Annotated in this window: 10 protein-coding genes; 7 read left to right on the plus strand and 3 right to left on the minus strand. The window is 58.4% G+C overall.

The features are described 5' to 3' along the window. Nucleotides 1-18 precede the first annotated feature (18 nt). Genes ABLO27_RS26550 through ABLO27_RS26580 form a run of 7 tightly spaced genes read left to right on the plus strand, consistent with a single transcriptional unit; the run spans nt 19 to nt 8,773 of the window. Nucleotides 19-999, plus strand: a complete 981-nt coding sequence (locus ABLO27_RS26550; protein WP_353037121.1) for a sugar-binding transcriptional regulator — start codon at nt 19-21, stop codon at nt 997-999. Then, complete coding sequence (locus ABLO27_RS26555; protein WP_353037122.1) at nt 989-1,984, plus strand: aldo/keto reductase; 996 nt, start codon at nt 989-991, stop codon at nt 1,982-1,984. Before ABLO27_RS26550 ends, ABLO27_RS26555 begins: the two co-directional genes overlap by 11 nt. Nucleotides 1,985-2,044: 60 nt before the next feature. Next, nucleotides 2,045-3,790 carry a glycerol-3-phosphate dehydrogenase/oxidase gene (locus ABLO27_RS26560; protein ID WP_353037123.1) on the plus strand — a complete coding sequence of 582 codons (1,746 nt, stop codon included), beginning with the start codon at nt 2,045-2,047 and terminating at the stop codon, nt 3,788-3,790. Continuing rightward, nucleotides 3,763-4,605 carry a class I fructose-bisphosphate aldolase gene (locus tag ABLO27_RS26565; protein WP_353037124.1) on the plus strand — a complete coding sequence of 281 codons (843 nt, stop codon included), beginning with the start codon at nt 3,763-3,765 and terminating at the stop codon, nt 4,603-4,605. The genes ABLO27_RS26560 and ABLO27_RS26565 overlap by 28 nt, the downstream gene beginning before the upstream one ends. Beyond that, complete coding sequence (locus ABLO27_RS26570; protein WP_353037125.1) at nt 4,598-6,118, plus strand: FGGY-family carbohydrate kinase; 1,521 nt, start codon at nt 4,598-4,600, stop codon at nt 6,116-6,118. The genes ABLO27_RS26565 and ABLO27_RS26570 overlap by 8 nt, the downstream gene beginning before the upstream one ends. Before the next feature lie 4 nt (nt 6,119-6,122). Further along, nucleotides 6,123-7,133 carry a zinc-binding alcohol dehydrogenase family protein gene (locus tag ABLO27_RS26575; protein WP_353037126.1) on the plus strand — a complete coding sequence of 337 codons (1,011 nt, stop codon included), beginning with the start codon at nt 6,123-6,125 and terminating at the stop codon, nt 7,131-7,133. A gap of 17 nt (nt 7,134-7,150) precedes the next feature. Further along, a complete protein-coding gene (locus ABLO27_RS26580; RefSeq protein ID WP_353037127.1) occupies nt 7,151-8,773 on the plus strand; it encodes a GMC family oxidoreductase in 1,623 nt (540 codons plus the stop codon). Here ABLO27_RS26580 and guaD read toward each other — a convergent pair. The 3 genes from guaD to xdhC form a co-directional block, all read right to left on the minus strand. Beyond that, the gene (gene guaD, locus ABLO27_RS26585; RefSeq protein WP_353037128.1) at nt 8,770-10,068 is read right to left on the minus strand and encodes a guanine deaminase; all 1,299 of its coding nucleotides are present in this window, start codon (nt 10,066-10,068) and stop codon (nt 8,770-8,772) included. The two genes, ABLO27_RS26580 and guaD, sit on opposite strands and share 4 nt — an antisense overlap. A 67-nt stretch (nt 10,069-10,135) precedes the next feature. Further along, complete coding sequence (locus ABLO27_RS26590; RefSeq protein WP_353037129.1) at nt 10,136-11,719, minus strand: xanthine/uracil/vitamin C permease; 1,584 nt, start codon at nt 11,717-11,719, stop codon at nt 10,136-10,138. A 71-nt stretch (nt 11,720-11,790) separates the two neighbouring features. Beyond that, a complete protein-coding gene (gene xdhC, locus ABLO27_RS26595; RefSeq protein ID WP_353037130.1) occupies nt 11,791-12,645 on the minus strand; it encodes a xanthine dehydrogenase accessory protein XdhC in 855 nt (284 codons plus the stop codon). Between the last annotated feature and the right edge of the window lie 4 nt (nt 12,646-12,649).

Raw genomic sequence — 12,649 nt, forward strand, 5'->3', positions numbered from 1 at the left:
CAGGGAGGAGCGTGTCCAATGGCTGATAAAAAGAACGATATCGAGTTGATGCGTCAGATGCATACGGTGCTCGTGCTTCATTTTCTGGAAGGAAAGAAGCAGTCGGAGATTGCCGAGACGCTGAACCTGTCGACGTCCAAGGTCAACCGGTTGATCACGCAAGGCCGGAAGATGGGAATGGTCAAGATCGATATTGAAAACCCGTTCCAGCGCCTGACGGATCTGGAAGAACTCCTGGTGAAGGAAGTGCCTCTGTCACGAGCGCTTGTCACCTCGGCGGTTCCGGGCAGTCCCGGCACGACGCTGAAACAGGTGGGCCTTGCCGCGGCCAATCATCTCGTTGAGACCATCCGGGATGGCGATGTCATTGCGATCACCGGCGGCAAGGCGGTCAGCGCGGTGGTCCAGAACATTGAAACCGACCGGTCGTTCGATGTGACGGTGGTTCCGCTCACCGGTGGGGTCCAGGGAAAATTCTATACCGATGTAAATCATCTGGCGACGCAATTGGCTGATCGGCTGGGTGGCTCGACCATGCTTGTGCACGCACCGCTTTTCGCCGAAAGCCGTGAACAGCGCGACATGTTGATGGAAGTTGCGTCGATCAAACAGGTTTTCGACATCGCCCGTCAGGCAAATGTCGCGCTGGTCGGCGTTGGTTCCATCCAGACCCCCGCATCCAGTTACTACGACTTGCACCCGATGCCGGAATCCGATCGCAAGATGCTGGCAGGCACTGGCGTCATCGCCGAGTTTCTGGCGCACTTGATGCGGCAGGACGGCACGGTTGCCGATTATGCCCTCAATTCTCGTCTCGTCGCCCTCAGGCCCGAAGAACTGAAACAGTGCAAGCGGGTTATCGGCGTTGCTTCGGGAGAGGAAAAGATCGAACCGATAAAGGCCGTCCTCAACGGACACCACATGGATTCACTCATTCTGGATGAAGAAACGGCCAGCGCGGTACTGGCCACAATGGAAGGCGCTCAAAATGTTGCATGAAATGTTGACGCGTAAGATCGGACGATCCGGCATCGACGCCTCCGCAATCGGCCTGGGAACCTGGGCCATAGGTGGCTGGATGTGGGGCGGCACCGACGAAAGCCGTTCCATCGAAGCCATCCAGGCATCGATCGACGAAGGTGTCAGCCTGATCGACACGGCGCCTGCCTATGGCCAGGGGCTGGCGGAGGAAATAGTCGGCAAGGCGTTGAACGGCCGGCGCGAGAAAGTGGTGCTGGCAACCAAATGCGGGCTGGTCTGGCACACGCAAAAGGGCAATCATTTCTTCGATTATGACGGCAAGCCGGTGCATCGCTATCTCGGCAAGGAAGAGATTGTCTACGAGGTCGAGCAAAGCCTCAAGCGACTTGGAACGGACTATATCGACCATTACATCACCCACTGGCAGGACCCCACGACATCCATCGATGAAACGATGGAAGCGCTGGAAAGTCTCAAGTCTCAGGGAAAGATCCGCTCGATCGGCGCCAGCAACACGTCTCCGGAAGAGCTGAAAGCCTATGTCGCGGCAGGCCAGCTGGACGCGATCCAGGAAGAATACAGCATGGTCAAGCGGGACATTGAGGCCACCCATGTTCCGTTCTGCCTGGAAAACGGTGTTTCGGTCCTGAGTTATTCGTCTCTGGCGCTTGGTCTGCTTACCGGAAAAATCGGTCCGGACCGGACCTTCAGCGGTGATGATCAGCGCAAGGACAATCCCAGATTTTCGCTTGAAAACAGGCAGAAGGTTGCCCGCCTCATGGAAACGGTCTCACCGATCGCGGAGGCGCACGGAGCGACCAACGCCCAGGTGGTGATCGCCTGGACACTGCAACAGCCGGGGATCACTTTTTCTCTTTGTGGCGCGCGCGATCCGGGCCAGGCGGTAGAGAACGCCAAGGCCGGTCGTCTCCGTCTGTCGCAAGCAGATCTTGAAGCCATCAGCAATGCAGCGCAGCGCCATCTGACTCAACTGGCGGCCTGACGCAAACCGAAAATCTGAATGAAAGGACGCCGTTACCTCGTTTCGGCGAACGGGAAATCTATGTCCGATCAACGGCAAAAGAACTGGAAAAAGTTGCAGGGCGACAGCGCCTTCGATGCCGTGATCGTCGGTGGCGGTATCAACGGTATGGGCGTCTTTCGCGAACTGGCGTTGCAGGGATTGCGTATCCTGCTGGTGGAACGCAACGACTTTTGCTCCGGATGCAGCGCCGCCCCTTCACGCATGATCCACGGTGGGCTGAGATACCTGGAAAACGGCGAGTTCGATCTGGTTCGGGAATCGCTGAGGGAACGGGATGCGTTGCTGACAAATGCGCCACATCTGGTGCATCCCCTGCCGACGGTCATTCCGATCGCATCCGTCTTTTCAGGACTGCTGAATTCGGCAGCCGGGTTTTTTGGCCTGACCGGAAAACCATCCAGCCGCGGAGCGCTGCCGATCAAGCTGGGGTTGTCGCTTTACGACTGGGTGACGCGCAAGCGGCGTTTGTTGCCGAAGCACGTATTCCGCAGTCGGAGCAAGACAAAATCCCTTTGGCCGAAACTGATGCCCGGGCTGAAATTCTCTGCAACCTACCACGACGCGTGGATCAGCCACCCGGAGCGACTGGGAATAGAGCTTCTGCGCGACACCGCCCAGCTTGCGCCAACTTCCATTGCCCTGAACTACGCGGAATTGCAGCCCGAAGGTGACGGGTTTCTCGTGACCTGCAGCCGGACCGGTCATAGTCTTCGGGTCACTGCGAAAATAGTCGTGAACGCCACCGGTGCCTGGCTGGATGAAACGATTTCCCGGATCAATGGCGGCAACCATTCGGAAAGGCTCGTGTCCGGGACCAAGGGATCGCATCTCATCATCGATCATCCCGAACTCGAAGCGGCACTTGCCGGGCATATGGCCTATTTCGAAAACTCCGATGGCCGGGTCTGTATCGTCTTTCCATATCTCGGCAAGGTGCTTGCCGGATCGACAGACATTCGTGTGAATTCGGCCAAACGGGTACGCTGCGAGCCGGAAGAAGAGCGTTACATCCTCGACTCGTTGCGCCTGGTCTTTCCCGACATCGAAGTCCGGCCCGAGGATGTGGTCTTCAGCTACGCTGGAATCCGGCCGCTTCCGAAAAGCGACCACGACTTTACGGGGCGGATTTCACGTGGACATTACACAAAGCGGCTCGATGGTCCTGTGCCTCAACTCTGCATGATCGGCGGCAAGTGGACCACCTTTCGCGCCTTTGCCGAACAGACCGCCGACGAAGTCCTGAAGGAACTTGGAACCGAGCGGCGGGTGGAGACACTGGCACTTGCGATTGGTGGCGGCAGAGACTTTCCAGCTGAAACAGATGCGCTGAAGAAACAGCTTCAGACCGACTTTGATATCAGCGCGGAGCGCGCATCGCATGTGGCGGGAATCTATGGCTCCGGAGCACGGGCCGTCCTTGAACATTGCCGATCCTGTGCGGTGGATCGACCGCTGGTGGAAGGGACTGGCCAGACCACGGGAGAACTGGCCTTTCTCTTGAAAAACGAATTTGTCGAAACGCTGTCGGATCTTGTTCTGCGGCGTACGTCTCTGGCGATCGACGGCAGCCTGTCGATGGACATGCTGGACACCCTGGTGGACCTCTTTCGCGCCGAAACCGGCCTTTCTGTCCAAGACACCGACCGGCAACGCACCGATCTCATCAACGAACTCAACGACTTTCATGGTGTTTCCCGCGCGATGCTGGAAAGCCGGAATCTGAACTGGAGTAAAGAATGCGCGTTAGCACAAAAGCCCGCATGAACCGCATGTTCACCAACGGCGGTTGCCTGGACGTGGCGATCGACCACGGTGTTTGCAACGAACCGAGTTTCATGGTCGGTCTTGAGGACATGGCCGGTGTAGTCGACACCTTGATCAATGCAAAGCCGGATGCGATCCAGATGGCTTACGGGCAGGCGGATCTGCTGCAGGACCGGCCGGAAAAAGACAAGCCGGCACTGGTCATGCGCATCGACATGGGCAATCCCTATAACGATCAACGCCACCGGGTCATGTGGTCCATGTTGCAAAACGCGGACGAGCCGATCATTGGCGCATTGGAAATGGATGCTGCCTGTGTGGTGGTGAACCTGTTCATGCTGCCGGACGAACCCGAGCTTTTTCGCCAGTGCGTTGAAAACATCTCCCGCGTTCGGGCCGCGTGCCACAAATACGGCATGCCGCTGATGATTGAGCCTCTTGTCATGCTGCCGAACGACATCAGGGGGGGCTATCAGGTTGACGGCAATGCGGAGAAGATCGTCACGCTGGTCAGGCTCGCCAGTGAAATGGGCGCCGACATCATCAAGGCGGATCCGACCGAAAATGCCGAAGATTTTCATCGGGTGGTGGAGGCAGCCCGCGTTCCTGTGCTGGTGCGCGGCGGTGGCAAGGAAGACCTGAAAACTGTTCTGAAAAAATCTGCGGCCTTGATGGCACAAGGTGCCAAGGGCATGGTCTATGGTCGCAACATCTACCAGCATGACAACCCGAAAGCGGTCGTCGCAGCGCTCATGGCGATGATCCATGATGGTGCTGGTGGTGAGGAAGCTTGGGATATCTACAACCGTGGCTGACACGAAAAAATACTTGCTCGGGCTCGATGCCGGCAACACGGTCATCAAGGCGGTACTGTTTGATCTTCAAGGGCGGCAGATTGCCGTTCACGCCCTCGATGGGCAGTCTTCAACACCGCAACCGGGTCATGTCGAACGGGATCTGAACGAACTCTGGGACAATGCCAAGCTCGTCATTCGCCTGTGTCTAGAGGCGGCTTCGGTGAGTCCTGCCGACGTCGCTGCAATCGGCTGCGCCGGCCATGGGAATGGGCTCTATCTGCTGGATCGCCAGAACGAACCGCTCGTCGGCATCCAGTCACTCGACACCAGGGCCGCAGATCTGGCTGAAAGTTTGCGAGCTGCAAGAGGCAAGGAACTCCACGCGCTTTGCCTGCAGGAACCCTGGCCGTCACAAACCCCGGTTCTGCTCGCCTGGATCAAGAAAAACAGGCCGGACCTCTACCGGCGGGCCGGAACGGTTCTTCTGTGCAAGGACTTCATCACCTTCAAGTTGACCGGCCAAAGGGTCAGCGAGATTTCCGACATGTCGGGGTGTGGTCTGATCCGCATGCCCGACTGCGTCTATGATGACAGCCTGCTCGCCTATTACGACCTGTCCGATGCAAGGGAGTTGCTGCCGCGTTTGCTCCATCCCTCCGATGTTGCCGGAAGGATCACGCCCGAGGCCTCGAAACTCACCGGACTGGCGGAAGGAACGCCTGTCATCGGCGGGTATTTTGACGTGATTGCCAGCGCACTCGGTTCGGGTGTCGTCAATTCGGGTGAAGCTTCCATTATCGCCGGAACCTGGAGCATCAATCAGGTGCTTTCCAAGGAACCGGTGGTGGACCGCAATGTCTTTATGGCATCGGGGTTTGCACCGGGCCGGTTTGTAAACATCGAAGCCAGCGCAACGTCTGCTGCGAACCTGGAATGGTATGTGCGTGAGTTTGTTGAACGCGGTGGTCACCACGACGATCCGTTCGGCTATTGCAACGCCAGGATTGCGGAAGTGACGCCCGCTGCCGACGATCCTTTCTTTCATCCCTTCCTGTACGGTTCCGGCCAGGGAGCTGACTTTCGGGCAGGCTTTTACGGTGTCGCCGGTTGGCATGGGGAAGGGCACCTGTTGAGAGCGCTGTTTGAAGGCGTGCTGTTCGAGCACAGGCGCCATGTCGAAGCCCTTCAAACCGCAGGCGTCGAATTTGAACGGGCCATTCTTTCAGGTGGCGGAGCGCGCAGTCCCGTCTGGCCGCAGATGTTTGCCGACTGTCTGGGAGTGCCCATCAGTGTTGCGACAGCCCGGGAAACCGGAGCTCTCGGAGCTGCCATAGGTGCCGGTGTCGGCACCGGCGTCTTCCCGTCATACGAAGACGCGGTCGACGCCATGACTTCGGTTCGGCAGACATACCGGCCAGATACCTCGATGAAGTCTCACTATGACGAACGGTACCGCACCTATCTGAAGCTGGTTGCGGCCATGCGATCTGTCTGGAATGACCTGTCGGAGAACAGATCAAGCGGAGGGTAAACCAATGAAAGCGGTTGGATTCTTGAGATCCCTGCCAATTGATGATCCTGAGAGCCTGATGGATGTCGAGTTGCCGGATCCGGCACCAACGGCCACTGATCTGTTGGTTGAGGTCAAGGCTGTTTCGGTCAATCCGGCTGATGCCAAGCGACGTATCCGGATCGCGGCAGAACAGCCCCACGAAAGCCCTTTCGTGCTGGGATATGATGCGGTCGGGATCGTGCGTGCCTGCGGTGGCTCGGTGACTGGGTTCAACCCCGGAGACAGGGTCTGGTACGCAGGAGATGTCTCGAGATCAGGATCCTATGCGGAGCTGCAATGTGTCGATCATCGCATTGCTGCGCATGCTCCGAATGGGGTTTCAGCAGAAGCCGCAGCGTCGCTCCCTTTGGTGTCCTTGACTGCCTGGGAAATGCTGTTTTCACGTCTGCAGGTGCCGTCGAACGAACGCCCCTTTACGCTGCTTGTCATCGGCGGGGCAGGCGGTGTTGGTTCCATCACCACTCAGATTGCCCGCAAGTTGACGAATGCGACCGTCATCGCAACCGCCTCTCGCCGGGAATCAAGTGACTGGTGCAAAAAAATGGGTGCTCATGTGGTCGTCGATCACAGAAACCTTGTCGAACAGGTTCGCGACGCCGGGTTCGAGTTCGTTGATTACATCGTCCAGTATGCGGATACGGCCCAGCACTGGGAGGCCATGTGCGAACTGATAGCTCCACAGGGGCGCATCGGCACGATTGTGGAAACGCCGGACAAGCTTGATGTTTCCGCCCTGCAAGCCAAGTCCGCCGCTCTCATGTGGGAGCTCATGTTCACACGGTCTCTCTTCGGAACCCACGACATGTCTCGTCAGGGCGAAATTCTGTCCCGCATGGCCCGGCTGGTGGAAGATAGTATCATTTCAACCCTCGATACCAGGGTTTTAAATGGGTTGACTGCGGAGACTTTCAAACAAGCGCACGGGCTCATCGAGCAAGGCGCCATGATCGGCAAACTTGTCGTCAAGTATTAGAAACGAATGGATTTTTCATGGACCGGCCAGAGGAACTGGATGGAACTTACGATTACATCATCGTTGGAGCCGGAACGGCCGGATGCGTTCTGGCCAATCGGCTGACGGAAGACCCGTCGGTCAAGGTGCTGTTGCTCGAAGCCGGTGGTTCTGACAACTACCATTGGGTCCACATTCCGGTCGGGTACCTTTACTGCATTGGCAATCCACGGACCGACTGGATGATGAAAACCGCAGCCGAGCCGGGATTGAACGGGCGCTCTCTCGTCTATCCGCGTGGCAAGGTTCTGGGCGGGTGTACGTCGGTCAACGGCATGATCTACATGCGCGGCCAGGCAGCCGATTACGACCATTGGCGTCAGTTGGGCAATGTTGGTTGGTCCTGGGAGGACGTTCTTCCCTATTTTCTGAAATCCGAAGATCACCATGCTGGCAGCAACACGCTCCATGGCAGCGGTGGTGAGTGGAAAGTCAGCAAGCAGCGGCTCGAATGGGACATTCTTCGAGCCGTTCAGGACGGTGCAAGGGAGTTCGGCGTCGAACCGCGTCCCGACTTCAACGACGGCAACAACGAAGGCAGCGGCTTTTTCGAGGTCAATCAGAAAAACGGAGTGCGCTGGAACACGGCCAAGGGGTTCCTGAAACCCGCGCTCAAGCGCCAAAACCTCAGACTGGAAACCCATGCCGAAACAGAGGGCCTTCTCTTCGACGGAAAACGCGCCGTTGGTGTGCGTTATCGTCAGAAGGGGAAGGCCGTGACCGCACGCGCATCAGGTGAAGTCCTGCTTGCAGCCGGGGCGATCAATTCGCCGAAAATACTGGAACTGTCAGGCGTTGGGGACGCTGAGGTTCTTTCCAGGTTCGGGATCGATGTCCATCATGAAATGGCGGGTGTCGGCGCAAACCTTCAGGATCACTTGCAGATCCGCACTGTCTTCAAGGTTCACAATGCCAAGACACTGAACACAAAGGCGAACAGCTTGATCGGCAAGGCACAGATCGCGTTGCAATATGCCTTGACGCAGTCAGGCCCGATGTCGATGGCACCAAGCCAGTTCGGCATGTTCACCAAGTCCGATCCGTCGCTGGAAACTCCGGATCTGGAATATCACGTGCAGCCGCTGTCAACGAACCGGCTCGGCGATCCACTTCACGATTTCCCGGCGATCACGGTCTCGGTCTGCAACCTGCGTCCTGAAAGTGTCGGGTCATGTCACATCGGCAGCAAGGACCTGGACCGGCAACCGGATATCCGCCTCAATTATCTGTCGACGGACAAGGATCGCGACATCGCCGTCAAATCCGTGCGTCAAGCGCGGCAGATCATGACGGCAAAGGCCCTCGAGCCTTACCGGCCGGAAGAAATTCTGCCCGGACCGGTGGTTTCGAGTGATGCGGATCTGCTTGAGAGCATTGGCGACATCGCCACCACAATCTTTCACCCTGTCGGAACTTGCCGGATGGGTTCGGACGAGGCGGCGGTGGTCGATCCGGAGCTGCGGGTCAACGGACTGGACGGTGTTCGTGTCATCGATGCGTCGATCATGCCGAAAATCGTATCGGGAAACACGGCTTCGCCCGTTGTCATGATCGCGGAGAAAGCTGCGGACATGATCCGCAGCTCGGCAAAGGCCGCTTAACGTTTCTGGGGCCGTCCGGCGACATAGACCTCGTCGATGACCCGGTCGTCGCCTAGCATCTGCAGCACGAAGAGCTCTTCGCTGAGGGTTTCCGCACGCTCCATCCGCAAGGACATCGCATCGGTTGCCCGGGCGTTCAGAACGACGATATCGGCCTCCGTTCCCTCATCCAGCGTTCCGATCTTGTCTTCGAGACCAAGGGCGAGCGCGTTGCCTCTGGTGATCCAGTGAAAGGCGCGCAGCGGGTGTAGCTTCTGGTCCTGCAGCTGAAGGATCTTGTAGCCCTCGTTGAGCGACTGCAGCATCGAATAGCTTGTGCCGGCACCGATATCGGTGGCGATGGCGTTGGTGATACCGCGCGCTCGCAGACCTGCGTCATCGAAGAGGCCGCTGCCGAGGAACAGGTTCGAGGTTGGACAGAAAACCGGGCGTGCCTTTGTTTCAGCCAGGGCGTCGATTTCCCGTGGCTCGAGGTGAATGGAGTGGCCAAGCAGCATTTTGGAACTCAGGAGCCCGTAGCCCTGATAGACGTCGAGATAGTCCTTCGCTCTTGGATAGAGCTCCAGCGTATAGGCGATCTCGTTCCGGTTTTCCGAAAGATGGGTCTGGACATAGCAGTCCGGGTGTTCGGCAACGAGCGCACCGGCCATTTCCATCTGGTCCGGTGTTGACGTGATCGCAAATCGGGGCGTGATGGCATAATGCGCCCGGCCTCTGCCATGCCACTTTGCAATCAGTTCCTTGCTGTCGTCGTAGCCGCCGATCGGTGTGTCCCTGAGCCCGTCGGGCGCGTTGCGATCCATCATCACCTTGCCGCCGATGACGCGCATGTTGCGCTGCTCTGCCTCTTCGAAATAGGCATTCGCCGATCCCTTGTGGACCGAGCAGAAGGCAACGGAAGTGGTTGTGCCGTGATTGATCAGGAGATCGAAGAACCGGCAGGCCATACTGGCCGCATGATCGTCATCGGCAAAGCGGGTCTCTTCCGGAAAAGTGTAGGAGTTCAGCCAGTCGAGCAGCTGTGCTCCCCATGACGCGACGATCTGAACCTGCGGAAAGTGGATGTGGGTGTCGATGAAACCTGCGGTCAGCAGATGTGGCCGGTGATCGATGATCTCCGCATCGCCCGCCTTGGCGACCACATCGCAATAGGCTCCGCGAGCGCGGATCATGCCATCCTCGATTAGAAGCGCACCGTCTTCGATATAGTCATAGGAAGACGTGTCATCAGGAGTTTGCGGTTCGGACTTGAAGGTGAGAACACGTCCACGGAGCAGCAAGCGATCTGATTGCATTGAGAATTATCCCGTTTGACAGAATTTCGGGGCGGAAGGTCCGCCCCGAATGATTTGAAGTACTTGGTTACTCGGCCGGACTTGCCTGCGGTTCCGGTGTCTGCTCCGCTTCCGGTACGATTGCGTCTTCCCGGTGAAAGATCGGGTAGATCAACAGGAAGGCGGCGGCGATCATGTAGCCGAGGCTGACGGCGCTGAATTCAGGCCAATGCAGGTTGGCGGAGTGAATGATGCCGATCGAGGACATGACGAAGGCAGCAAAGGCGAACCCGCCGGCGTTGCGGAACTTGCCGTCGATGACGCAGGCAACGATCGCGCCCCAGATCAGACCGGTGAGGATGGCACCCTGACTGAGCGCCAGATGACCATCGTAGTGCGCACCCTGTTGCAGCAGCGCAGCGGTCAGTTCCGGGTTGCCGAGCGGCAGCACGCCTTCGGCACCGGTTGCGTTGAGCGCACCCATCAGGGAGCCCCACTTGATCACCAGGAAGCTGGAAACATGCGGCATCATCGCGATGGTGACCGCAGCCATATGTTCCGTGCGAACCGCATGGGCCGTGTTGGTGATCAGGCTGAGAGCGACGAACACCAGGACCGGAGCGGCAGCCGCAACCGGGATCAGGTTGGTCAGGAAGGCCAGGAAGCCGAAGAAGGCAGCAAGCGGAATAACGATACCGACGCCGATGACATAACCGGAATGTGCACCCATGCGCTTGTAGGCCGGATGACCGATATAGGCGGTGGTCGGGAACGGCGAACCGAACAGGGCGCCGATCATGGTGCCGGCACCATCGGTGATCTGACAGGTCGCGACCGGGTAATGATCGCCGGCGGCCTCAGCGCTTTCCACATTGTTCATCGTTTCGATGAAGTTGTAGATCTGCACCGGTACGAGAACCAGGAACAGCTGCGGGTTTTCGAACAGATGCTGGATACCGGCAACCAGGTCACCGAAATAGGGAAGCGGCGGATAGAAGCCGACACCTTCGAAGCTGAACTTCGACTGGCCGATCAGCAAAGCGACAACGGTACCGATGATCAGTGCCAGCAGACCGGCGGGAATGTTGAACGGCAGGCGGAAACGGCCGACCAGACCCCACAGGATAATGATCATCGAGGCAAAGCCGATGAACGGGTTCTCGAAGACCGTTGCCAGGGGAACGGTTCCGATGAAGACCAGCGCGATGCCGCACAACGTGCCAAGCATGCCTGCACGCGGTGTCACCCGCTTCAGCCAGGGGCCGACGATGGCGCCGAGACCGGCAACGATGCCGCCGATGAAACCGGCGCCGATACCGACCTGCCAGGCCAGAACCGGGTCGTTGGTCGACCAGTAGATCGGACCGATGACACCGAAGAGATAGACGAACATGACCGGCGTCGAGATGCCATACGGCAACGCGGTTACGTCATGGCCCTGTTCCGCTGCTGCCCGTTTTGCCAGCAGCACATAAATGGCGACACCAGCCAGAACGGCGATTGCGGCCCCTGGAACGATCCGGCCGTAGACGATCTCTGCTGGCATCTGGAAGACAAACTGACAGATGCCGGCGAGCACCATCAGATTGACGAGGTTATCGGTGAACAATGCCCAGAAGGCACTGAAATCTCCGCGCGAAAACAGCTTGTAGTCGTAGCTCCCAACCCGCATATCGGGTCTCCTTTCTCGACGATTTAGGCAGAGTCCACCCGTTCTCCCGGTTCAGTGGAGCTGCCCGTGATTTACTGTGCGGCTTCGAGCGGCACAGCCTCCTCCTTGCCGCTGAGTGCCAGATTTTCCGCGGTGAGCGCGGTCAGGACTTCGGCGGCTACAAATGCGGCAATGATTTCGGGTCTCTTGTCGCGGCTGCCCGCCGCACCGATCGGACAAGTGAGATTGTCGATCGAAAGCCCGTTGCAATGCGTGCGGCACCAGGACCGCAATTTGGCGCGCTTCGTCGCCGAACCGATCATGCCCACATAGGTGGCATGGCCGAGTTCGAGGGCGGCGGACGTCAAAAGAAAATCAAGCCCGTGGTCGTGCGTGAGCACGATGAAGGCGCTGTTTTCCGGCGCGTTGTAGACGTCAACTTCCGGGATGGCCCGCAGACGTTTTTCAACATCCGCAGAGCATTTCGCCAATTCTTCCTCGCGCATGTCGACCAGGACGCAGTGCACTGGTGCGTGTTGCAGGAGATTGGCAATGGCGCGGCCGACGTGGCCGGCGCCCATGATGAAGACGTGCGGCTGCTGCTCCTCCTCGGCACGCAGACGGTCCAGAGCGTCTTCACGATCCTTGCGGCCCATACGGGACAACTTCATCTCGACACGGCCACCGCAGCATTGGCCGATTTCCGGGCCGAGCGGCAGGTCGAGATTTTCACCCAACGTGCCGTTTGCCAGCATTGTCCGCGCGCGGTTGACCGCGATTTGTTCGAGCTGCCCACCACCGATCGTGCCCCACAGGTCCGCCGCAGCCACGAACATTTCGGTACCTGCTTCGCGTGGGGAAGAACCGCGGACGCGGGTCAGCTCCACGCGAACGACCGGGCTGTTCGCGCTGAAGAATGTGGTGGCTTTGGTGATGAGCGTGCTCATGGTC

Source organism: Roseibium sp. SCP15, from assembly GCF_040329435.1.
GTDB lineage: Bacteria > Pseudomonadota > Alphaproteobacteria > Rhizobiales > Stappiaceae > Roseibium.